General features: G+C 51.6%; 18 protein-coding genes and 1 tRNA gene. 8 read left to right on the top strand and 11 right to left on the bottom strand.

The features are described from left to right. Positions 1-182 precede the first annotated feature (182 nt). The 6 genes from cutA to L9G74_RS13880 all read left to right on the top strand — a co-directional run bounded on the left by cutA (position 183) and on the right by L9G74_RS13880 (position 6,779). Entirely contained in the window at positions 183-512 is a 330-nt protein-coding gene (gene cutA / locus L9G74_RS13905) for a divalent-cation tolerance protein CutA (protein WP_238897019.1), read from the top strand. Beyond that, positions 512-2,320 (top strand): protein-disulfide reductase DsbD, encoded by a 1,809-nt coding sequence (locus L9G74_RS13900; protein WP_238897070.1) that lies wholly within the window; start codon positions 512-514, stop codon positions 2,318-2,320. Before cutA ends, L9G74_RS13900 begins: the two co-directional genes overlap by 1 nt. A 104-nt stretch (positions 2,321-2,424) precedes the next feature. Further along, positions 2,425-4,056: a cation:proton antiporter domain-containing protein gene (locus tag L9G74_RS13895; protein WP_238897018.1), complete on the top strand. Its 1,632-nt coding sequence runs from the start codon at positions 2,425-2,427 to the stop codon at positions 4,054-4,056. 103 nt (positions 4,057-4,159) lie between these two features. Continuing rightward, entirely contained in the window at positions 4,160-5,314 is a 1,155-nt protein-coding gene (gene galK / locus L9G74_RS13890; protein ID WP_238897017.1) for a galactokinase, read from the top strand. 43 nt (positions 5,315-5,357) lie between these two features. Next, positions 5,358-6,380, top strand: coding sequence for an aldose epimerase family protein (locus L9G74_RS13885; RefSeq protein WP_238897016.1), 1,023 nt, complete (start codon positions 5,358-5,360; stop codon positions 6,378-6,380). Between the two features lie 3 nt (positions 6,381-6,383). Then, positions 6,384-6,779 carry a DUF2391 family protein gene (locus tag L9G74_RS13880; protein ID WP_238897015.1) on the top strand — a complete coding sequence of 132 codons (396 nt, stop codon included), beginning with the start codon at positions 6,384-6,386 and terminating at the stop codon, positions 6,777-6,779. 44 nt (positions 6,780-6,823) lie between these two features. Here L9G74_RS13880 and L9G74_RS13875 read toward each other — a convergent pair whose 3' ends face one another. The 3 genes from L9G74_RS13875 to fdhD all read right to left on the bottom strand — a co-directional run bounded on the left by L9G74_RS13875 (position 6,824) and on the right by fdhD (position 9,706). Beyond that, positions 6,824-7,264 (bottom strand): hypothetical protein, encoded by a 441-nt coding sequence (locus L9G74_RS13875; RefSeq protein WP_238897014.1) that lies wholly within the window; start codon positions 7,262-7,264, stop codon positions 6,824-6,826. Between the two features lie 451 nt (positions 7,265-7,715). Continuing rightward, positions 7,716-8,711: an NAD(P)H-quinone oxidoreductase gene (locus L9G74_RS13870; protein WP_238897013.1), complete on the bottom strand. Its 996-nt coding sequence runs from the start codon at positions 8,709-8,711 to the stop codon at positions 7,716-7,718. Between the two features lie 149 nt (positions 8,712-8,860). Beyond that, the gene (gene fdhD / locus L9G74_RS13865) at positions 8,861-9,706 is read right to left on the bottom strand and encodes a formate dehydrogenase accessory sulfurtransferase FdhD (RefSeq protein WP_238897012.1); all 846 of its coding nucleotides are present in this window, start codon (positions 9,704-9,706) and stop codon (positions 8,861-8,863) included. Positions 9,707-9,847: 141 nt separating this feature from the next. Between fdhD and L9G74_RS13860 the strand changes: the two genes are divergently transcribed. Next, positions 9,848-9,942, top strand: a tRNA-Sec gene (locus L9G74_RS13860). Here the strand turns inward: L9G74_RS13860 and selB are convergent. The 7 genes from selB to L9G74_RS13825 all read right to left on the bottom strand — a co-directional run bounded on the left by selB (position 9,927) and on the right by L9G74_RS13825 (position 20,570). Next, on the bottom strand, positions 9,927-11,828 hold the full coding sequence (gene selB, locus L9G74_RS13855) for a selenocysteine-specific translation elongation factor (protein ID WP_238897011.1): 1,902 nt from the start codon (positions 11,826-11,828) through the stop codon (positions 9,927-9,929). The genes L9G74_RS13860 and selB overlap by 16 nt on opposite strands. Continuing rightward, the gene (gene selA, locus L9G74_RS13850; protein WP_238897010.1) at positions 11,825-13,246 is read right to left on the bottom strand and encodes an L-seryl-tRNA(Sec) selenium transferase; all 1,422 of its coding nucleotides are present in this window, start codon (positions 13,244-13,246) and stop codon (positions 11,825-11,827) included. The genes selB and selA overlap by 4 nt, the downstream gene beginning before the upstream one ends. 53 nt (positions 13,247-13,299) lie before the next feature. After that, on the bottom strand, positions 13,300-14,202 hold the full coding sequence (gene fdhE / locus L9G74_RS13845; RefSeq protein ID WP_238897009.1) for a formate dehydrogenase accessory protein FdhE: 903 nt from the start codon (positions 14,200-14,202) through the stop codon (positions 13,300-13,302). Positions 14,203-14,207: 5 nt separating this feature from the next. Then, positions 14,208-14,834: a formate dehydrogenase subunit gamma gene (locus L9G74_RS13840; protein ID WP_238897008.1), complete on the bottom strand. Its 627-nt coding sequence runs from the start codon at positions 14,832-14,834 to the stop codon at positions 14,208-14,210. Then, positions 14,831-15,730 (bottom strand): formate dehydrogenase subunit beta, encoded by a 900-nt coding sequence (gene fdxH / locus L9G74_RS13835; RefSeq protein ID WP_275297437.1) that lies wholly within the window; start codon positions 15,728-15,730, stop codon positions 14,831-14,833. The genes L9G74_RS13840 and fdxH overlap by 4 nt, the downstream gene beginning before the upstream one ends. A gap of 2 nt (positions 15,731-15,732) precedes the next feature. Continuing rightward, a complete protein-coding gene (gene fdnG / locus L9G74_RS13830) occupies positions 15,733-18,747 on the bottom strand; it encodes a formate dehydrogenase-N subunit alpha (protein ID WP_238897068.1) in 3,015 nt (1,004 codons plus the stop codon). 830 nt (positions 18,748-19,577) lie between these two features. Next, a complete protein-coding gene (locus L9G74_RS13825) occupies positions 19,578-20,570 on the bottom strand; it encodes a glycoside hydrolase family 43 protein (RefSeq protein ID WP_238897007.1) in 993 nt (330 codons plus the stop codon). Positions 20,571-20,882: 312 nt separating this feature from the next. Here L9G74_RS13825 and yghU point away from each other — a divergent pair, with 312 nt between their 5' ends. Next, complete coding sequence (yghU, locus tag L9G74_RS13820; protein WP_238897006.1) at positions 20,883-21,749, top strand: glutathione-dependent disulfide-bond oxidoreductase; 867 nt, start codon at positions 20,883-20,885, stop codon at positions 21,747-21,749. A 128-nt stretch (positions 21,750-21,877) separates the two neighbouring features. On the opposite strand, the gene L9G74_RS13815 is transcribed toward yghU, so the two are convergent. Continuing rightward, positions 21,878-24,208: a S9 family peptidase gene (locus tag L9G74_RS13815; protein ID WP_238897005.1), complete on the bottom strand. Its 2,331-nt coding sequence runs from the start codon at positions 24,206-24,208 to the stop codon at positions 21,878-21,880. Positions 24,209-24,418 lie beyond the last annotated feature (210 nt).

Raw genomic sequence — 24,418 nt, 5'->3', positions numbered from 1 at the left:
ACCGTGGGCAATCTATGTTTCTGCTAATTTGGGGCTATTGCGTCACAATTTCAACCCCTATCAATTACTGGTTAAGCTCACTGTTTCAGTAAACGCTTAATGCACTTTTACTGTAAAACACGTAAAGTAAGCGCTCATTCAAAGATAGCGTTTAACGCTAACACTCAGTTTTCAGGAACTTTATGGCACATGAGAACGCTGAGGCACTGCTGGTGTTTTGTAGCTTTCCCGAGCGGGAAACGGCACAAACAGTGGCTGATATTTTGGTCAGTGAGCAATTAGCGGCCTGTGTGCAAATATCAGCGCCGATGACCTCCACCTATCGTTGGCAAGGCAACATCTGCCATGACACCGAAGTGGCGATGCAGATCAAATGTCAGCGCAACGGTTATGCCGAGTTAGCACAGCGCATCGTTGCCCTGCATCCTTATGATGTCCCTGAAATATTGGCTGTAGCGGTGAGCGACGGTTTACCCGCGTATCTGGACTGGATCAAAGACAATACAAAATGATGAAACGACTGCTCCCTCTGTTGCTTGGTGTACTGGTAATTGTTGCTGGTGCGGTACAGGCAGATAACAGCTTCGCCAAAAAATTCCCCTTTTTAACCAGTGAACCTGAGCTGATGCCAGTGGAAAAGGCGTTTGCCTTTGAAGCAAAGCAAGACGGCAATAAAGTTACCCTCAGTTGGGTGATTGCCGATGGTTATTATATGTATCGCGATAAGCTCAACATTGCCGTTAGCAATGCCGAGCTGGGCGATATCGCTAAACCTGTAGGTGAAGATCATCATGATGATTATTTTGGTAATCAGGCGGTGTATCGCACCTATATTGAAATCCCGGTCGCGCTGAAACAAGCCGCCGCTGATGGCAAGTTAAGTGTTACCTTTATGGGCTGCGCCGAAGGCAAATTGTGCTTTCCGCCCACCACCCGCGATGTTGATCTCACCGAAGTGGCCGCCAATGACGGCGTCCTCGCTGGGGTTGCGACCGATGCTGCCAGCGCCGATACCGCCACCTCACAACCGTTGACTGAGCAAGATTCACTGCTGCAACAGTTAGTGCATGGCGATAGCTGGTTGCTCACCTTGCTGTCATTCTTCGTGCTCGGTATTGGCCTTGCGCTGACGCCGTGTGTGTTCCCTATGTACCCAATTTTGTCCGGCATTATTGTCGGCCAAGGCGGCAAGGTGTCTACCGCGCGCGCCTTTACCCTGTCGATGACTTACGTGCAGGGCATGGCGATCACCTACTCGGTGCTGGGGCTGATTGTGGCGACCGCAGGGATGAAATACCAAGCGGCACTGCAAAGCCCACCGGTACTGATTGCTATCGCGATATTGTTTGTGCTGCTGAGTTTGTCGATGTTTGGCATGTACGAGCTGCAACTGCCATCGCGCTGGCAGGAAAAACTCACCGGCCTGTCGAACAAACAACAAGGCGGTAAGCTCGGTGGCGTGTTTGTGATGGGCGTGCTTTCTGGCTTAGTCGCTTCACCATGTACCACCGCCCCGCTGTCAGCAGTATTGGTATATGTGGCGCAAAGTGGCGATCTGCTGCAAGGCTTTGTCACGCTGTATGTGCTCAGCATGGGCATGGGCTTGCCCCTGCTGTTGATCGGTACCTCTGGCGGTAAACTGCTGCCACGCGCCGGTGCGTGGATGAACATCATCAAGCATATCTTTGGCTTCCTGCTGATCATGGTCGCCATCATTATGCTCGGTCGCATCTGGCCGGGGCTGGTATCAGATCTGCTGTGGTCGCTATGGGCAATCTGTTTTGTTGGTTATCTGCTGCACCAAAATAAACTGACACCAGTGAGTTGGAAACATACCAGCCGCGAAGTCGTGCTGTTGCTGGCACTGCTCGGTAGTTTCTCTTACGGCCTGCAAGCGGTAATGGGCTACTTGGGTTACTCAGTGAGCAATCATGCCGCGACCAGCGAGCAACATGGCGGCTTTAACACCATTAAAACGTTGCCGGAGTTTCAAGCGGCGCTGGCACAGGCCAAGGCCGAAGGTAAGCCAGTGATGTTAGATCTGTACGCCGACTGGTGCGTGGCCTGTAAAGAGTTTGCCAACATCACCTTTAAAGATGCTGCAGTCGCCAGCCGCATGAGCAACTTGGTGCTACTGAAAGCGGATGTGACAGCCATGGATGATGAAGACCAAGCACTGCTAGATGCTTACAACGTGCTCGGCTTACCCACGCTACTGTTTGTCGATGCCGATGGCGAACTGCGTGACGACTTGCGCGTTACCGGTTTTATGGGGCCAACCGAGTTTGCTAACCATTTAGATCATCTGTTGCCACAATAACAGCGCTCAACTGTTGAAAATAACGGCTCCCAGTGCGGAGCCGTTTTTATTTATCTGGCTGAATCGCTTATAGTTGGTGCATTCAAAAATCAACCAGCATCTCTATGGAACCCGCAATTCTTATCATCACCCTTGCCTGTGGTATGGCAGTCAATAGTATTAATCTGCCGCCACTGATTGGCTATCTGGCGGCGGGTTTTGTGTTATACGTGCTGGGCGTTCAGCCCGACAGCTTGCCGATTCTGCATTCGCTGGCCGACCTCGGTGTAACCCTGCTGCTATTTGCTATCGGTTTGAAACTCGATGTTCGCAGCCTGTTTAAAGCGGAGGTTTGGGCCGGTTCGAGTCTGCATCTGATCATTTCGATGTTAGTGTTTATGCCGCTGCTGATGTTACTTGGCGCACTCGGCGTTTCACGCGTGACGGACCTCGACTGGCAACAACTGGCACTCATCGCCTTTGCCTTGAGCTTCTCTTCCACCGTATTTGCGGTGAAAGTGCTGGAAGACAAAGGCGATATGCAATCGCTCTACGGCCGCGTAGCGATTGGTATTCTGATTATGCAGGATATCTTTGCCGTACTGTTCCTCACCATTTCCAAAGGTAACTTCCCATCACCGTGGGCGTTTGCTTTGTTAGCGTTGCCATTGCTCAGGCCGCTGCTGTATCGCCTGTTTGACCGTGTGGGTCACGGCGAATTGTTAGTGTTATTTGGCCTATTTATGGCATTGGTGGGCGGCGCTTGGTTATTTGAACTGGTCGGCATGAAACCCGACTTAGGCGCGCTGATCGCCGGTATGCTGCTAGCAGGCCATAAAAAAGCATCAGAACTGGCCAAGTCATTGTTCTATTTCAAAGAGCTGTTCTTGGTCGCCTTCTTCCTCACGATTGGTCTCAATGGTTTGCCATCACTGGAAGATATCGGCATGGCCGGCATTCTGCTGTTCCTGATTCCGATCAAAGTGGCGCTGTTTATCTGGTTGCTGACCCGTTTTCGCTTGCGTTCGCGCACCGCCATTATGGGTGCGTTTAACTTAGGTAACTTCAGTGAATTTGGTTTGATTGTCGCCGCGGTTGCCACCAATAAAGGCTGGCTGCCATCGCATTGGTTGCTGATCATCGCCGTGGCATTGAGCGCCAGCTTCTTGATTGCGGCACCGCTAAACAACATGGTGGCGCATATTTATGGCCGCTTCAGTCAGCAGCTAAGTCGATTAGAAAAATCGCCGCTGCATCCAGAAGACCGCCAGATCTCTTTGGGCGATCCACGTTTCTTGATTCTAGGGATGGGCCGCATCGGTAGCGGCGCTTATGATGAACTGCGTGCTAACTTCGGTGACACCATTTTGGGTATCGAACACAAGCAAGATTTGGTGGAGTTTCATCGCAATAAAGGCCGTAATGTGGTGCAAGGCGATGCGTCTGATACCGACTTTTGGGAGAAGCTGGAGCGTGCGCCGCATCTCGAATGGGTACTGCTGGCAATGCCGTATCATGCCGGTAATATCTTCGCCATTGAGCAACTGCGCAAACGCTCTTACCAAGGCAAGATTAGCGCCATTATCCAATACAGCGAGGATGAACAATCGCTGCAAGATCTTGGGGTTAATGCGGTTTATAACTTGTATGAAGCAGCCGGTGCGGGTTTTGTGGAACACGTGATCAGCCAGTTGACACCGAGTGGCACCATGCCGCCGCTGTTTAACGAAAACAAAACCCAAGAGCAACCACAGTAAAGTGAAATAACCCTTAAAATCCTGCTAACTCTTATTGGTGCAGTCGTGATATAACTGCACCATAACTGTGCTATGTATTTGAGTTAGCAGGATCCGCTTATCTATGTCCAATCCAGCCCCTAGTGCCACTAAATTATTTGTTAAAACCTTCGGTACTAAGCCAGATATGCTGTTTAGTGCCCCGGCACGGGTTAATTTGATGGGAGAACACACCGACTATAACGACGGTTTTGTGTTGCCGGTCGCCATCAACTTCCATACGGTTATCGCCGTTAAGGTGCGTAAAGATAACCAATTTCGCGCCATCTCCGACAGCTTTAGCGACATTCGCCAATGGCAATTTGGTGCAGAAGGCACCATGCACCCGGAAGATGGCTGGGTGAACTATCTGAAAGGCTTTAGCGCAGCCGTGGCATTGTCAGGCTTGCCCGCCAAAGGGCTCGATTTAGCCGTGGTTGGCAACGTTCCGGCTAATGCCGGTCTAGCCTCATCCGCATCGCTGGAAATCGCCTTTGGTACAGCCATTAACGATGCCAGCCAACTGCACTTGTCACCGCTGGCGGTGGCACAGTTAGCACAACGCGGCGAAAACCACTATGTGGGTTACGCCTGCGGCATCATGGATCAAATCACTAGCGCCATGGCCGAAGAGGAATGCGCGCTGTTGATCGACTGCATGGACCTTGAATGCCAGCCAGTCAAAATTCCTGATGAACTCAGCCTGATGTTGATTAACTCCGGTTTACCATCGGTGCTACACAGTGATGAATTCAATCTACGTCGCCAACAATGCGAGCAAGTCACGCACCATTTTGGGCTGGAGAGCTTACGCGACCTCGACCTTGCCGAACTGACCGCCGCCCAAGCCGAACTTGATCCAGAGGCCTACCGCCGCGCGCATCATGTGGTGACGGAAAACATCCGCACCCAACAGATGGCACGCGCGCTCACCCGCGGCAACATTGGCAAAATTTCACAACTGATGGCCGAAAGCCACGCTTCGATGCGTGATGATTTTGAAACCAGCGATCCGGCGATTGATATGTTGGTTGATCTGGTACAACAACGTGTCGGCAGCCGTGGCGGCGTGCGTCTTGCAGGTAAAGGTTTCGGCGGTTGCGTGGTCGCGTTAGTTGAGCATGAACTCACTGACGAAGTGATCGCCACTGTCGAACAACAATATCAGGCACAAAGCGGCTTAGAAGCCAGCATCTACCTGTGTAGCCCATGCGCAGGAGCCAGTAGAATCGAAAAATAGCGGTTGAAGGAGTCGTGACCGCTCACTTGAAAAAGGAGTCACAATGGTACGTTGCACCGTATTAGCACCTTGGCAAGATCCACGCGGCGGCGAAGTTGAACGCGTTCGTATCGACAATGGCACACTCGCCATTGAGGTGCTTAGTTTAGGTGCCATTATCCGCAAGTTGTGGGTGCCAGATAAACTCGGCAACCGCGCTAACATCGTACTCGGCTGTGACTCAGTGGCCGATTATCTCGCTCAAAGTGCACTCCTCGGCGGCGTCGCAGGCCGTTACAGCAACCGCATCAAAGATGGCTTGATCAGTTATCAAGGCCAGCAATACCCACTCGACACCAATCTACAAGGCAACTGCCTCCACGGCGGCACTGAGGGCTTTCATCGGCGCCAGTGGCATATTGGCCTGTTGCCTGACGGCGTGCGGTTGACCATGCTCAGCCCCGATGGGGATATGGGCTTTCCCGGCAACTGCCGCGTGCAGTTAGATTACCGCCTCGTCCATAACAATCTGTTTGTGGAGTTTACCGCCGCGCCCGATAAAGCCTGCCCCATCAGCCTGACCCAACACAGTTATTTTAATCTTGATGGCAGCGACAGCATTCGCACGCATACGCTGCAAGTGTGGGCCGACAAACTGCTGGTGCCGGATGAACGTAAGTTGCCGATTGATGTGAAATCTGTGGCTGGCACCGATTTTGACCTGCAACAACCGCAGCAAATCTCAACCATTTTGGCTAAACCCGCCTTGCATGGTGATGGGCTCGACCATTGTTACCAACTGCCCCATGCGCGCTCCGCGTTACATAAGGCGGCGCAACTGTCCACGCCGCTATCAGGCAGGCGCTTAACGTTATACACCAATCAGCCGGGCATGCAGGTTTACACGGGCAACTATATTGAGGGCACCATGGCGAGCCACGGCCAGTTGCTCAAAACTCATCAAGCGATGTGCCTTGAGCCACAGATGCTGCCAGATTCACCCAATCAGCCACAACTGGGCGATCCTTGGATTCTGCCGCCAGCGCTGTATCATCACATCAGTCGCTATGAATTTGATTGTATTTAACCGATGAATTTTCACTTTAACGGCGAAGATGCCGGACAGATTGTCATTGGCGCGTTTGCACTGTCGGTGCCGATTGCGTTTTCAGAAGAGTCTTGGCATCTCGCGCAAACCTTGCCATTGGGCAACATGGCGCTAGTGGTGCTGCTGAGCTTAGCGTTTATCGCCTTGTTTGCTTATCAAAGCGTGTTTCAATCCAATATTGTGCGGCGTCTTGCAGTGTTTTGGTTGCGGGTAATTATTGCGTACGTATTAACGCTAGCGGTGGTCAGCGTGGTGCTGATTGCATTAGATAAGTGGCCAATGTGGGCAGAGCCTGTATTGGCCATTAAGCGGACATTGCTGATTGCCATGCCCGCTTCGATGGGTGCGATTATTGTCGATAGCTTCGATAAGGAATAACTAGCGATTACTCGTCGATAGCTTCGATAAGGAATAACTAGCGATTACTCGTCGTAATCGTCGCTATCCCAATCATCACCGCCGTCATCATCGTAATCGTCACCGCTGGCAGTCACGTCAACATCGCTGTCGTCGTCATCGATTTGCGGCTCAGGTTTTGCCTTACGGCCACCGGCTGGCGCGGTATCTTTGATATTCGCCAGATTGATGCGCGACTGCTGTTTTGCCATAAAGGCAGAACGTGCAGACTTCCAGTCACCATTGAATGCGCTTTCCGCAGCTTTTACCTGGTCATCGCTCAACTCATACAAATTGGGTTTCACGATATCTTCTACATATTCCACAATCGCTTTGCGTTGGGTGTTGTAGAGAAATACGCGGCCAGGTGAGGCCTCGGGTAACTGATTATCATGGATGACGACAACGTTGCCGCGCGCGGTTCTCAGCTCGCCATACCAAACTTGTTTTTTTGCAGTGTTATACATATATGCCAATACCCTTAAATCAACACATATACCAAATTTTGTGAGCAAATAACGCGCGTTTCCAACAAGTGTGTACTCGTGCAACTGCGCTGATATCCCGGGAGTAAATTCGTTATTACACTGAATAAAACCCTTCGCGGAACCCGGCAAAACTCAGTCACCTTCCCCACAATCATAGCAGTGGTTTTAGCGGCCAGTTTCAGAGTGGGAATTTAGCCTAAAAATTCTGGAACGCAAACGAATTTATGCGATAAAAAACCAATTACTGATATTAATGCCGCATTTTTACCATACCGCTACCGCTTGATGACCGTTTTGAGAACAGTTTGTACTAAAGCGGAGAGAAATTTGCAGCGCGACGAGCGGCCATCCGCTTCAACCAGTAAAGATAGAGGCAAGCGCCGATGCGCGCCAGCACCAGCCCCACATCGGCACTGACGCTAACGCACCATCAATTGGCGCCACTCACCTGCAACACGATCTTGCCTTGATGTTCGCCCGACTCCATCAACTGGTGCGCCTGAGCCGCTTGGGCCAATGGCAACTCGGCATAAAGATGTGGTTTGAGCTGGCCTTGATCCAGCAGCGGCCACACCTGCTGTGCCAACTGCGCCGCAATCGCCGCCTTTTGTGCCACGGTTTGTGGCCGCAGGGTCGAGCCGGTCCACAAAATACGCTTAAACATCAACATACCGACATCGACCTCTGCCATGCGTCCTTGGCGGCAAGCAATCGACACCATGCGGCCATCCATGGCTAACACTTTGAGGTTACGGTTGATGTAATCGGCACCAATCATATCCAGCACCAACTGCACACCTTGGCCGTCGGTGAACTGATTCACCCGCTCGACAAAATCTTGTTCACGATAGTTAATCGCCACATCGGCACCGAGCGACTCGCAATAGGCTTGTTTATCGGCCGAACCACAAGTGACAATCACCCGCGCGCCAAACGCTTTCGCCAGCGAAATAGCGCTAGAACCGATGCCACCGCTGCCACCGTGGATCAACACTGTTTCGCCGGCTTGCAGCGCGCCGCGCATAAATAGGTTATGCCATACGGTGAAATAGGTTTCAGGCAGCGCCGCCGCTTCACTCATGCGCCAACCGTTAGGCACAGGCAAACAATGGGCCGACCAAGTAAGCACGTACTCACTGTAGCCACCACCGGGCACCAAGGCACACACTTTATCGCCCACCTGCCAACGGGGTTCACCCGCAGCAACAGCGGCAATCTCACCCGCCACTTCCAGCCCCAAAATTGGCGAAGCATCGGCCGGTGGTGGATAACTGCCCTGCCGCTGATAGATATCAGGGCCATTCACGCCCGCAGCGACGACTTTAATCAGCACCTGCCCAGCTTGCGGCGCAGCTACTTCCCCCAACGCCAACTGCATCACCTCTGGCATACCTGGGTGAGTAAATACGATTTGCTGACATTGCATAAGCTGCTCCTTATATTTCAAACACACTACATAGTAAAACCATCAGTAAGCAGAAATACACCGCCGCGTGACAACTTGCCCTGTAGTAGGCACTTAAATCAGCCATTAAAAAAGGATGCCGTAGCATCCTTTTCATTATCCCGTGCGGCTTATTCGCACTCAGCTAGCGCTGGCTGCAGCGGTGCTTCGTGCAATTGCAAGCGGTGCGGGTGGGTATAAACGGTAGCGCGGCCATTACGGCAAAAACCGACTAGGGTGATTTTGCTTTGCTCGGCGACTTCAGCGGCCAGAGCGGTAACGGCGGAGATAGCAAATAACACTTCAACACCGGCGCTGGCGGCTTTTTGCACCATTTCAAAACTGGCGCGACTGGTCAGCAATACCGCAGCCGGTTTTTCTGCATTACGCTGTGAAAAAGTACCAATTAATTTATCCATGGCGATATGGCGACCAATATCTTCATGGGCATAAATCACATCGCCCGCCAAATTAATCCCGAAGGCGGCATGTGTGGCACCGGTTATTTCGTAGGTGCGCTGAAATTCTTTAATTTTTAATAAAACGTCGGGCAATAAGCCTAAATCAAAGTTAACCGTATTGGGTACTTCTTTAATCGGTTTAACGGCTTCATCCAGCTGGGCGACACCACATAAACCACAACCGGTACGGCCTGCCATACTGCGGCGTTGCTCTTTCAATGCCATAAAACAGCGTTGGGTAATTTCGATGTTTACAATCACGCCATTTTCAACGTATTCAATATCAACACCTTTGATTTCATTGATGTTTGATACGATACGTTCTGAGATGGTAAAACCAATGGCAAAGGCTTCAATGTCTTCAGGGGTAGCCAGCATGACGGTGTGTGAGATGCCGTTATACACCAGTGCAATGCGCACTTCGTTGGCTAGGATATTGCTGCGCTCAGATATATTGTCACGATCGATGAGGGTGATATTTCGTTCAACTGTGACTTCTTTTGAAACTTCCAACATAAGCACCCTCTAAAATTAACAATTATATAAAAACAAGCATTCTTTAAATAAAATAGGAACTGTTTCACAAACACATCAGCTAATTAAGGTTTAGCGTTGCTTAACATACCACAATTCCCTATTATACGGCGGTCTTTTGATGGAAGAACGTCGTCTCCGGTGAGGCGTCCGGATTTCAAATCCGGGTGGGGCTGCCAGCAGTCCCGGGTAGGTTCGACTCCTATGTTCTTCCGCCACTTTCCTCAACGCTTGCTGCAAACACCGTAGCGTCACGCAATTCTCTACTATTGGCGCGATATTTTCTGCGAGTAAAGCCACAGCGATCAAGAAACTCTAGTAACTGAATGCTGACTTTGCGGCCTAAACCCACCATCTCTTTAAATTCAGCGGTTTCCAGCTGTGGCTGCTCGGCAAAGTGCTGGCGCAACATGGTGGCAATCTGCTGCAACTGCTCGGTCAACATGTAGCGGTCTTTCACTACGGCGGTTAAATAACCTTGCTGTACCACTTGTAAGCACAATGGCCGAATCTCACTGGCAGGCAGGTCAAACTGCTCGGCCATATCGGTCACCCACACTGGGCCGCGTTGCTCAGTCATCCACGGCAAAATCTGCTGCCAAAATTGCTCCGCTGCGGCGGTCATCTGCTGTTTGTGTTCGGTCAGCAGTAACAAGGAACCACGCTTGAGCACGCGCTGCTGTTGAGTCAAGTCGTCCACCAGCGCCACAGCAACCGCATCGGGCAAGGTGCTGTGCGCCATGCGTAGTAAGCGGTGTAAGCCGACGCCGGGCTGATCGGGATGCTGCTCATGAAAACTCGCCAGCGTATTGAGCAGTAATTGTTGCTGCTGTTGATACAGCTTCGGCGATACCACCCAATCACCAATCGCATGCAGTGATTGAGTCAGCACTAACATAGCAACACCACGTTCGTTGAGCTGCCAGCGCCACGCCAGTTGCTGCTTGTGCATCACGCTGGTTTGCAGCAGTAGCTCCACTTCATCACTCATATGTTGGCAATTTGCCACGGCTTGCAGCAACGCTAAACGATCGCCACTGCGCTTTTTACGGCTCGGCACATCCAGCGCTAATACGCGCGCGCCGCCAATGGTGGCTTTGGCGCTGGCATGGCGCAGCACGATGGTGTCATTTTGTGCCAATAGTAACGGCTGTTCGAGGATCAATTCCGCCAACGGGGCGCCGTCCTGCGTGGTGTCCGTCAATAACGACAAACGCGCCAAACAGTGTTCACCACCGTGATGGCAGTGCACGCTTTGCCAATGGGTGACTGGTTCGAAGGTGGATAAGGCGACCACCGGCCGATCACACGGCGCCGGCTGTTCAATCGAACTGAGCCAGTCGCCCCGTGTAGGCAAACGGTGGTGGTCGGTGCCGGTAAGGTTTAAGGCGACGCGGCAACCCGCAGTGGCATGTTGTTGCTCTTGGCCTTGGCTGTGCAAACCACGTACCCGCAACATGCCCTGCTGCGCCGAGCTGTAGAGCATATCGCCGACGCGGATCTCGCCGCTGATCACGGTGCCCGTGACCACACACCCCGCCCCTTTGACAGTAAAGGCACGATCAAGCGGCATACGAAATGCCTTGGCGGGGTGTTCACTGGCGTCGTCTTTCAGTTGCTGCAAGTGTTGCTGGAGCGCTGCAACGCCCTCGCCGGTCACCGACGATACCGCAAACACTTGGTCTGCTTGCAACTGATACTGTGCCAGCAGTGCCTTACCTTGTTGACGAACTTCTTCCACGCGCTCGGCTTCGACCATGTCGATCTTGGTCAGCGCGATGGTCAAACTGTGCAATGGCAGTAACGATAGGATCTCTAAATGCTCGCGAGTTTGCGGCATAACGCCATCGTCACAGGCCAAAATCAGTAGTGCATGACGGGCATGACTGACGCCCACCAGCATGTTGTTGATAAATTTTTCATGTCCCGGCACATCGATAAACGCCAAGCGGCTAGCATCAGGGCGATCCATAAAGGCGTAGCCGAGATCGATAGTCATGCCGCGACGTTTTTCTTCCGGTAGCCGGTCAGCGTCGATGCCGGTCAGCGCTCGGATCAGCGAGGTTTTACCATGGTCGACATGGCCAGCGGTAACTACGATCATGTTGGCGCTCCCAACTGTGCCAGGCTAGCGAGCAGTTGCTCAAAGTCATCAGCGCCGCGCAGATCCAGCAGCAGTTGCTCATCCTTGATACGGCCAATAATCGGTTGTTCAGCCGATTTAAAGTGGCGCTCTAACTCGGCTAAACTGCCACCCGCTTGGGCGCGGAATGCCAAAGCGGCGGATGGCAGATAAGTATCCGGCTGTGAGCCACTGCCAACTTGGGTTTGGCAAGGCACCGCGCGCAGCGGATAACGTGGCGCAAACAGCGGCTGCAGCGCGGCCACAAAACGCTCGGCTTGGCGGCAGATCTCCGCTTCACTGCGGGCAAATTTCGCCATAATCGGCAGTTGGCTATCGAGCGTTTCAGGATTGAGATAATGCAGTAAAGTGGCTTCTAACGCCGCCAGAATCAGCTTGTCACAGCGCAACGCGCGCTTGAGCGGATGCTGTTGCAGTTTGTCGATCAACGCTTGTTTACCGACAATCAAGCCTGACTGCGGCCCGCCGAGCAGTTTGTCGCCGGAGAAACTGACCAGATCCACGCCATCGGCCAGCATCTGCTGCGGCATCGGCTCTTGCTTGAGACCAAAGCGACGTAGATCGGTGAGCGCGCCACTGCCGAGATCGGAGATCAACGGAATGCCACGTTCACGGCACAACTTGCCTAAGGTAGCTTCGTCAACGGCGGAGGTGAACCCTTGAATATGGTAGTTACTGGTGTGTACTTTCATAATCGCACCAGTATTTTCGGTAATCGCTGCTTGGTAGTCACGCAGATGAGTGCGATTGGTCGCGCCCACTTCCACCAGCGTACAACCGGCTTGGCGCATGATGTCTGGAATGCGGAACGCGCCGCCAATTTCCACCAACTCACCACGCGACACAATTACCTCTTTACCCGCACACACTGCCGATAACATCAGCAATACCGCGGCGGCGTTGTTGTTCACTACACAGCAGGCTTCGGCGCCAGTAAGGCGGTGGATCAGTTGGCTGACGGCGTTATCGCGATGGCCGCGTTTGCCCGCTTCCAGTTCAAACTCCAGCGGCGTGGCATGGCGCATCACTTGGGTTACCGCGTTAATTGCGGCTTCTGACTGCTGCGAGCGGCCTAAGTTGGTGTGCAAAATGGTGCCAGTGAGGTTGTGCACTGGGCGCAAACTCAACTGATGTAATTGCTGTAGATGTTGAGCCAAATACTCGAAAGTCGTGGTGCTATTTGCCAGCCATTGCGGCAAACGTTGCTCGGTAGCAATCACTGCCCGCGCTGCTGCTAATTGTTGGTTAATCACCTGTTTTACGGCGTCTTTACCATATTGCGTTAGCAAGGCTTGGCTGGCATCGGCCGCCAATAGGCTATCAACCGATGGCAGGGCGCGATACAGGCTGGCAGGCGTGTCAAATACTTGGGTCATCATGTACAACTCAAAGGTAAAAATGGCGTGGCCGCAAGCAGCCACGCCATGAACGTTTAGTCAGCTTCGTGAGCTAACAACAGTGGGTTTACCGTAGTCGCGCTGTAACCTTTCTCGCTCAATTGCGCGTCCAGTCCCAGCGATGCCAAATCATCAGCCACAGCATCAAGTTGTGGTGACTTAGTGACAAACAACATCTTGGTATAACCATTACAGTCGTCGCAGGTTTCGATACGTACCGCGGCTTGGTGATCTTCAAATGACCACAGCTCCATCGATTCCGATTGGTTACAGGCGGTGCAATGTGCCCGCACGTAATGCCATTCGGTTTCACACAGGCTGCAGTGCAGATAACGCAGCCCTTCACGCGGTTCTTCACGTACCATGCTCGCCACTGGATGACTGCCACAAACAGGACACAGGCTTTCCTGTTTGATGGCGTTGGCATCCATACGGCTGATCAGCGCTGGCGCCCAATGTGACCAATACAGCGACATGGCAGCCCAAATAAACAGGCTGTATTGTGCTGGCACATCACTGAACTTTCCTTGACGCAGGCTGTTGCCCCATTCAGCCCACTGATCAGGCGACTGCTGCATCAATTCACGGATAATTTCAGCCACATTGGCCGGTACCAGCGGTAGCGCTTCACTTAACAGTGTTTGCAACTGCGCTAACCAGTAACGGTTATCGTGAGTGTTGGCGACTGACATTGGCTGCTCAAGTGCGGCGTTCAGCTCAGGTGCTGGGCCCATATCGGTTTCAGCTAACTTGGCTTGAACGCCCACTAATGAGCTGCACAACTTCAGGTAATCTGCCAGCGGAGAATCCTCCGCTAAAGTTTGCAGACGCTTGGCCCGATGACTGTACAGCGCTGCTGGCTTAGCCGGTAACACAGGTTTCAGCGCTAACGGTGACGGGTCAATCGGCATTACGGGGATATCGCTGGCATTACTCACAGCTGTTACTCCTTATCTTCGTGTTCTTTTGCCATCAATGGATGGTGTTTACGCGCCCAAGCCAAAGAGACTTTGCCGTACAACATACCGGTGATAGAACCTTCTACCCAGGTAGCCATCCAGAAATGCACTATGACAAAAACCAACATGCCAACGGCACATAATGCGTGGATCAGAATTGCCCAGCTTACCGCGTCGGACTCAAAATATGGCGCAAAGTACGGCTGCCACATCATGATGCCGGTAACGATCAGTGCAATTGCAAACACCACAAAGGCGCGGAACAGAATTTTCTGACCTGGGTTGTAGTGACCTACAGGCGGAATATTCTCTTCGTCCTCAAACATCACCGCCTTGATCGATTTGAACCAAGCGATGTCGGTTTTTTCCCATTTGTTGTGGCTATAGTAACGCACCAGCATCAGCAGCAATGGCAAACACATCATCAACCCCGCAATAGGGTGAACAAAGCGTGCCAGTTGCGGTGTGCCAGAAATCGCCCCTAACCACTGGAATGATGGATAAAAGAAAGAAAAACCAGTCAAAAACGTTACCAGACCTACCGCCACAATAAACCAGTGGCAGATACGGTCGAACAACTTATGACGCACGATCATTTTCTGCTTTTTCATTGGTTGTCCTCCTCGTGGTCTTCGGCACGATAGCCCGGTTGGTCTTCCTCAACGATGTTGCGACCTACAGTGATACGGTGCAGCAGTGCCACACCGGCGGTAGCCAAAATCCCCGCCGTACCCAAGGGTTTGAGCACGTCTTGCCACAGTTCAGTAGACACTTTGATCTGTGGATCTTTTGGCATGTCGTAGCTTTCTGGGTCGTTGATGTCACGCAGGATCATCACCATACCCGTGCCACCAACGCCAGCTGGGTTATAAATACCCGCGTTAGTGAAGCCACGATCTTTCAACTCGGCCACGCGTTTCTCTGCATAAAACAGCATGTCTTCGCGAGTACCGAACCGCAGTGCGCCAGTGGTACAGGTTTTCACGCACGATGGCTCAAGGCCAACGGCGGTACGGTCTGAACACAGGGTGCACTTGTAGGCCTTGTTGTCTACTGGGCTGATTTTAGGGATGTCGAACGGACAAGCACTGGCGCAGTAACCGCAACCAATACATTTGTCAGAGTCAAAATCCACCGTGCCATTGGCATGTTGCACAATGGCGCCCGCAGTAGAACACGCTTTTAAACAACCAGGATCGGCACAGTGCATACACGCACTGTGGGTAAACTGCCAGTGTAGCTTGCCGTCGGCTTCGACCTCGTTGTACTTCATCAAAGTCCAGCATTCCGGAGAGAGAGAAGCTGGGTTTTGATAAGTCCCTTGGAAAGAGCCAACCTCTTCCCGCAGATCGTTCCACTCGGAACAAGCTACCTGACACGCTTTACAGCCATTGCATTTGGTTGCATCAAACAGTTTTGCCACCTGTTTAACGCCGCCAACGCGTGCTTGCGCGGCTGGTGTTACGTCCGAAGTGCCGGAGCGTCGAATAATATCTTGAGTTGCCATTATCAGACCTCCGCCTTCTCAACGTTCACCAAGAACGCTTTGTACTCAGGAACACCAGTGTTCGCATCACCCATTTCGGTCGTCAGTACGTTACAGGTATAGGCTTTCTTGGTCAGGGCGTTATGGCTGCCGTGACGCGGAATACCTAAGGTATGTACGACTTGACCGTTCACGTTCAGCGGACGCAAACGCTTGGTCACCAAGGCTTTAGTGAAGATGTGGCCACGTTTCGAGCTAACTTTCACCAAATCGCCGTTCTTGATGCCTTTTTCTGCTGCCAATGTCTCGTTCATTTCCACAAAGGTCTCTGGCATAGAGATCGCTGCCAAACGGCAGTGCGTCGTCCAGAAGTTAAAGTGTTCAGTGAGCGAGTAAGTGGTACAGGCGTACGGGAATTCCTCTTTAGTACCTATGGTGTCTTTCACACCTTCAAACCAACGCAGCACAGGGCTGTGCACCACTTTTGGATGCAATGGGTTGGTACCAATTGGTGATTCCACTGGCTCGTAGTGTTCAGGGAACGGACCTTCTTTCAGCAGTTTCAGGGCGAACAAACGACCGACACCTTCAGGCTGCATGATGAATGGGTGCGCACTGTCTTGTGGATTCAACTTAGCATTGAAGTCAGGCACGTCGATGCCTTCCCACTTGCCGTCTTTCCACTCAACGATGGTGCGGTTTGGATCCCACGGTTTACCGTTCACGTCACAAGAAGCACGGTTGTACAGCACACGACGGTTTACTGGCCATGCAAACGCCCAGCCCGGGGTGATACCTTTGCCTGATGGGTCGTGGTTATCACGGCGATCCATCTGGTTACCTTGCTCGGTCCAAGAACCAGCGTACAACCAGCAACCACAGGCAGTGCTACCATCGGCTTTCAGTTCAGCGAAGCTGCTGACTTGACGACCGGTGTTCACATCGTAACCGTTCAACTCTTTGGTCAGCTCAATTGAGCTTGGGTTGTGCTTGTCGGTGTATTCCCAGTTAACCGCTTTCACTGGCTCAGGCAGACGACCGCCCTCTTCTGCATAGAGTTTTTTCAACTCCATCAGAATGCCAGAAACGATTTCTGAGTCAGCCATCGCTTCGCCCGGTGCATTCGCGCCTTTATAGTGCCATTGCATCCAGCGACCAGAGTTAACGATGGAACCTTCTTCTTCCGCAAAACAGGTCGTTGGCAGACGGAATACTTCGGTTTGGATACTGGCAGTATCCACTTCGTTGTAGCCCGGCTCGTTTTGCCAGAAGGTGGCAGTTTCAGATGACAAGTTATCCAGCACCACCAGATATTTCAGTTGGCTCAGTGCTTTCAAGTTCTTGTTACGGTTAGGCATGGAGTTAATTGCGTTAACACCCTGCACAATACAACCGTTGATCTGACCGCGGTACATCATGTCGAGGTATTTACCGAAGTCATACATCTGATCCCATTTCGGCATCCAGTCATAACCGAAGTCGTTTTCTGGTGTAGCGTTGTCGCCCCAGAACGCTTTCAGCAAGGATACGTAGAACTTAGGATAGTTTTGCCAGTAGTTGGTTTGACCTGGACGCAAAGGTTTTGGCGTATGCGCCGCCAAGTGGTCAGCCAAGGTTGGTTCTTTATCGCTTGGCAGTTTGACGTAACCCGGCAAGCTCTGCGCTAGCAGACCCATGTCGGTTGCGCCCTGCACGTTGGCGTGACCACGCAATGCGTTCACACCACCGCCCAATTGACCAATGTTACCCAGAATCAACTGCACCATCGCCATGGTACGGATGTTCTGCGCGCCTTTACTGTGGTGGGTCCAGCCCAACGCATACATAAAGGTAGCAACGCGATCTTTGGTGTGGGTGCTCGCAATCATCTCGCAAACGACTTTGTAGTCTGCTACCGGGGTACCGGTGATGTTGCTTACGGTTTCGAAGTCGTAACGTTCTACGTGCTGTTTCAGCAAGTTCCACACGCAACGCGGATGCTCAAGGGTTTCATCCACTTTGGCATAGCCATCGTCGTCGAGTTGGTAGAACCACGATTCTTTGTTGTAGTCGCCTTTTTCTTCATCAAAGCCAGAGAACAGACCATCGTGGAAGTCAAAGTCATCCCGCACCAGATAGCTGGCGTTGGTGTAAGCCTTCACATAGTCGAAGTTAACTTGGTCAGTGGTGGTCAAATAGCGGATCACACCCAGAAGGAACGCAATGTCAGTTCCTGAGCGGATTGGGGCATAGTGATCGGCCAAAGACGCGCTACGGTTGAAACGAGGGTCAACCACAACCAGTTTGGCATTATTATGTTGCATCGCTTCTGTAACCCAGCCAAAGCCGACAGGGTGAGCTTCTGCAGCGTTACCGCCCATAATAATCACTACGTTAGAATTTTTGATGTCGATCCAGTGGTTGGTCATGGCACCACGCCCAAATGTTGGAGCAAGACTTGCTACCGTTGGGGAGTGTCAGTTACGTGCAATGGTATCGATGGCAACAAGGCCGAGTGAACGTGCAAACTTTTGCGTTGCAATGCCACTCTCGTTGGACATACCTGATGAAGTCATCATCCCGGTAGTCAACCAACGGTTTACAGTTACGCCATCAGCGTTTTTCTCAATCAGGTTGGCATCACGGTCATCTTTCATCAAACGCCCGATGCGCGCGAAAGCTTCTTCCCAGCTGATACGTTGCCACTTGTTGCTGCCCGGAGCACGATACTCTGGGTATTCCAAACGGTGTGGACTGTTCACATAGTCCACCAGGCCTGCGCCTTTCGGGCACAATGCGCCACGGTTTACCGGATGGTCGGCATCACCTTCAATATGGAAAATTGCATGTTCAGAGTTTTTACCACCGCTGCCTTGGCTGTACATCAGCAGGCCACAACCTACCGAGCAATACGGGCAGTTGTTGCGGGTTTCTTTGGCTCTGAGCAGCTTAAATTCTCGCACTGCGGCATAGGCCTTCTCGGACATCAATCCCAGCGCTGAAATCGCTGAGGTTGCCGCTCCGGCCGCGCACAGTTTGAAAAACTGTCGTCTGTTCAATGTCATTTCACACACTCTCTTTAGTTATGTGCTCTCCAACTGCAGCTTCACGACTGCAGACAAGAATAAAAGGCTAAAAAGCGCCCTTTACTCACAGCGCGATTATCCTAAAAACAGACGATAGATAACAAATTATGACATGTGACATCAGTCACACGCGGCAGCGAGAAACACAAAACACTAATATATAGATGTCAATCTATATGAATCGCTAAATATCCAACAAAAGTAAGTATTAACTATAGATTTAACCACTTTTAATCTGTGGACATATTGTCTAAAGCAAATTGCCTATTTTGACCAATATGTGCCACCGCGCTCACAAACGAGTGACATCGATCACTAATTGCCACCACTTTCGGCCGAATTGCTGCTTTTATGAGTGATTTATCAAATGAGATATCGATCACATTTCAGTAAATTTGCCTCGCTGAATGCGGCAGTTGGCAGCCATCTCAGCACGGCTGGCATTCTAGGGGCAGCGCGAATGAGCCAGCATTCTTTATGCGCAGGCACCCGCCCAAAGCGCGCTTGATGCATGGCTGTAGCGGCTGTTGACCTTTGTTTATCGTTTTTACGGCAGACAGAGCGGGATTTAGGCAAACAGATGATGGGCGGTGAAGTCATTCGCCACCAATAGCCCGAATGAATGCCGCAGAATATTTTGTTGAAGAGCATATTCGCCAACGGAAGCTCTGATGGATGATGAATAGCAGCACCTTGCCCAACAAAAAGCGGCGCCTTGCCACTACCACACAAGACACCGCCATTGGCTTACTACTTACCGCCGACCGCTTACAACTTACCGCTTACGGCTTATAGTTCCGCCGTTAATCTCCTAGCTCTTGCTGGAATACAGGAAAGCCGTTGGCATCCCAATACAACGCGCGGGCGCGGGCATGACGGTTCGGGTCGGTCAGCGGATTACCACGCAGCTCTTTGTAGTTACGGGCGTGGTAGATCATTAAGTCGGTTTTACCATCTTCGGCCAACACAAAGCTGTTGTGGCCGGGGCCAAAACGCCCCACAGTAGCGTTGGTGGTAAATACTGGTGTTGGGCTTTTGTGCCAGCTTTTGCTGTCGAGCAGATCGCTACCGGCATCGGCCCACAACAAACCCATGGCGTAGCGTTCATCGGTGGCGCTGGCAGAATAGGTAACAAACACGCGGCCGTTACGTTCTATCACGGCGGCACCTTCATTCACTTTATAGCCTTGCACTTCCCAATCGAGTTCTGGTTCGCTTAGCTTAACCACTGGGCCAGTAATGCTGGTGGGCGAGTCCATTTCGGCAATCCACAAGGCAGAATTGTAGCTGCGGGCTTGATCTTGCTGCGCCCAAATCAGATAACGTTTGCCGTTGTGGGCAAAGGTGGTGGCATCAAGCGAGAAACTGTCCCACGGGGTTTTGATGCGGCCTTCTTCCTTCCAACTGCCTTGAGTTGGATCAGGATTGGGGTTAGACAGCACATACATGCGGATATTGCCCGGTTGGTTGGCAATACCGGCAGCAAAATAGATGTACCACACGTTATCAATGCGGTGCAGCTCTGGCGCCCAAATGGTGTCGCTCATCGGGCCGGTGGCATTTTTACGCCAGATGATTTTTGGCACAGCGATCTTCAGATCATTCAGCTCGCACGCTTGGCGAATCGCCAAATAGTCGAACTTAGGCGCGGTGGCAATCATGTTGTAGCAACCTGTGCTGGCATCGCGGTAGATAAATGGATCGGCGGCTTGCGGCACAATCGGGTTATCAATATTCAGGTTATCGTTAGCCTGCGCGTTGCTAAAGCTGAGCAGTAACACAGGGAGCAGTTTCACTGCCAAGGAGCATGTTCGGCGTAATGTGGACATTGGGTTCCTCGTTTTGCTGGCGACTGATATTAGCCATAAACCACCAATGTTAATATTGTAATAACAATAAAGGTACCGCTATTAAGGTCGAACTGTGCGCTGGCGCATGGGATGATAAGTCGACATTGATTATTACTTATTCCTTAATCATTTATTACCTTTTAATTTCATATGGTTATATTGAATTTTGAACAGCGAGATATAAATCAGTAATATGCTGTGTAGTTAAGGTTTAGCTGTTAGATTTACCTAAATCACTGCGACACAAGGGGGATGTAGATGAGCGACAAGCAATATGTACCGCCTAAAATTTGGAAAAATGAACCAAGCTCGGGCAACCAATGGGCCAATATCAATCGGCCTGAAGCGGGCGCCAGATTTGAAAGAGTATTGCCGGTAGGCGAGCACCCATTTCAACTGTATTCATTGGGAACGCCCAACGGTCAAAAAGTTACCATCCTGTTTGAAGAGCTGTTAGCGCTCGGCATTAACGACGCTGAATACGATGCGCACCTGATCAACATTGGCGATTCAGATCAATTCTCATCCGGGTTTGTGGCGGTGAATCCCAACTCCAAAATTCCCGCGTTGGTGGATCGTTCCGGTGATGCGCCAGTGAATGTGTTTGAATCGGCGTCGATACTGGTGCACCTTGCGGAAAAATTTGGCCAGTTTCTGCCTGCTAGCGGCCCGGCAAGAACACAAACCTTTAACTGGTTGTTTTGGGCGCAAGGCTCGGCACCGTTTTTAGGCGGTGGTTTTGGCCATTTCTATGCCTATGCTGATGAGAAGCAAGAGTACCCGATTAACCGCTTCGCCATGGAAGTGAAACGCCAACTGGATGTGTTAGATAAACAACTGGCGCACCACACTTATATCACCGGTGAAGACTACACCATTGCTGATATGGCGATTTGGCCTTGGTATGGCAATCTTGTGCTCGGTAAGGCGTATGATGCTGCCGAGTTTTTACAGGTGCATACCTATAAGCATGTGGTACGTTGGGCGAAACAGTTGGAAGCCCGCGAAGCGGTGCAACGCGGCCGCATAGTTAACCGAGTGATGGGCGAACCTTGGGAAAAATTGGCTGAGCGCCATAGCGCAGCGGATATTGATCAGGTGTTGGCGTTGAAGCCAGCGGATTAGCTTTAAGCTGTAAGCGATAAGCGATAAGCGATAAGCGTTAAGCGGTAAGCCGAGAGCGATAAGCTGTAAGCAAACAAAAAGCCCCGCCAGTGATTGGTGGGGCTTTTGCTTAGCTGAATACGCAGATGCTAGTTAGCGGCGTTAGTTTCAGGTTTGAGATACTTTTCAAAGAATTCGGTTTTTAACGTCATCAGATGCAGCGAGGTGCCCGCGCCTTCCGACAGCGAATGGGTGCGGTTCGGATAAGACATAAACTCAAACTGCTTGTTATGTTTCACCAACTCGTTGATCAGCTTTTCAGTGCCTTGGTAATGCACGTTGTCATCACCGGTGCCATGCACCAGCAGCAAGTGACCAGTAAGATCCTTAGCAAAGGTGATCGGTGACGTTTGGATGTAGCTGTCAGGGTCAGTGTTCGGGTTACCTGAGTAACGCTCCTGATAGATGGAATCGTACAGGTGAATATCCGCCACTGGCGCAAACGCCGCGCCGACTTTGAATTTATCACCGTGGCGGAACAGCAAGTTCAGCGTTGAGCTGCCACCGCCGGAATGACCCCACACGCCAACGCGCTCGGTATCAATCACGTTCCAACGTTTAGCCATTGCATCCAAGGCATCCACTTGATCGCGCACGGTGATACTGCCGATCTTTTTATAGATCGATTTGCGCCAGTCGCGGCCTTTGGGTGCGCGGGTGCCACGGTTATCAATCGACGCCATGATAAAACCACGTTGCGCCATCATGCTCGACCATAAGTAGTTGCCGCCGCCCCAACGATCTTGCACGGTTGAGCCCCAAGGTTCGCCGTAAACGTAGAAGATAATTGGGTATTTTTTGTTAGGGTCCATATGCGGCGGGAACATGATCCAGCCATCCAGCGCCACGCCATCACGGGCGTTCACTTGGAAGAACTGATGTTTAGGCAGATCCACCGTCGCCAATTTGGCTTTCAGCTCAGCATTATCGGTCAGCGCTTTAATGGTCTGGTGGCCGTCGACTTTGATAATTTCGTTGCTGCTTGGCACATCAAAGCGGCTATGGCTGTGCATCGCTAGGCTGCCATCTTTAGAGATGTAGTAGCTGTTGCTGCCTTGGAATTGCGCCGGGGTTAACCGCTCAAGTTTACCGGTGCCATCCAAATTAGCGCGGTACAGATAACGCGACTCGGGATGATCCGGCGAGGCGGTAAAGTACAAGCTGTTGGTGGCTTCGTTCAGGGTAAGCAGATCGACAATGTCATACGCGCCCGGCGTTAAATCAACCACACTTTTGCCATCGCGCGATACGCGATACAGGTGGCGCCAGCCGTCACGTTCGCTGTGCCAGATAAAGTGGCTGCCGTCTTTTTCCCACTCGGCGCTGTAATACCACTCTAAAAACGCATCGTCGTGTTCGGTCAAAATGGTGCTGAGCTGTTCATGCTGCCAATCAAACAGGCGTAAAACGTTGCTGTTTTGCGGCCGATTCACATCTTGGATCATCACCGCAGCGCTAGTGCCTGCCCAGCTAATGCGCGGCACGTAACGGTCGCGATTATCGCCCGGCAATGGCGCCCAGCGGGTTTTAGCATCGTTGATATTCACCACGCCGATGCGCACCGCCGAGTTTTGCTCGCCCGCTTTCGGGTATGGAAACTGAGTGATAGTCGGATACAGCGCATCAGTGTTGTTAATCATGGTGAACTGCTTCACGCCGCTGCTATCAAGCTGCCAATAAGCGATGTTTTGGCTGTCTGGGCTCCACTCAAAACCATCGCGAATGGTAAATTCCTCTTCGTACACCCAATCAAAATGGCCGTTGATTAAGCTGTCTGTGCCATCAAAGGTCAGTTGGGTGACTTTATGCTTGGCGGCATCTTTGCCCGTCAGCGATTCCATAAAAATATTGTTGTGCTGCACATAGGCCACTCGCTGGCTGTCGGGCGAGAACTTAGCAAACATTAGCGATTTGCCTTCTGGCGTCGCGCCACCAACTTGCTGCAATTGGTTGGTTTTTAAGTTCAAGACCCAGTAATCACCACGGCTACGGCTGCGCCACACTTTCTCGGCATTGGTAAATACCAGCAACCAGTTGCCATCGTCTGACCAACGGTAGTCTTCAATGGTCAGCGCTTCTTTGGCATCTTTTGGCGTCAACTGTTCCAGCGATACCAACACCTTACGGCCAGTGCCATCGGCCTGATAAAACACAATGTCGCTGCCTTTAACGCCGTGTTCCTCTTCCTCGCCCGGCTTAGGTTTTTCAGCGCTTTTATCGCGCGACTCCAGCACAGTGTAACCACTGCCATCATCGAGCCAACGAAAGTACGGTGCCCGCTCTGGCTTAAAGGCTTTATCATGGAAAATCTGTTGTAAGGTCAGCATGGATTGGCTCGGTGTCGCAGGTTCAGAGGTGGCGCAACCGCTCAGCAACGTCAGCGCGGTAGCCGTGCCCACCAGCAAATTAATAAGTTTCATAGGCGATGTGATGATTAGCATTGTGGCAGAGTTAAGAGTGGTTTATTGAGTATCACGAAGCCGTTGCAAGCGACAATCTTTAGCCGCGCAAACTTCGTTAACAAATGTGTATCATCACATTTACCCACCAGCGACATTGGCGACTAACCCGTAATACTCAGTGACAATTCTTGTTTTGTCTGGCTAATAACCTCTCGTTAGCATGGCTGA

Origin of the sequence: Shewanella electrica, assembly GCF_022321485.1 — a bacterium.
Taxonomy (GTDB): Bacteria; Pseudomonadota; Gammaproteobacteria; order Enterobacterales; family Shewanellaceae; genus Shewanella; species Shewanella electrica.
The sequence above is the reverse complement of the archived record's forward strand: the minus strand, read 5'-3'. Positions and strand labels throughout refer to the sequence as shown.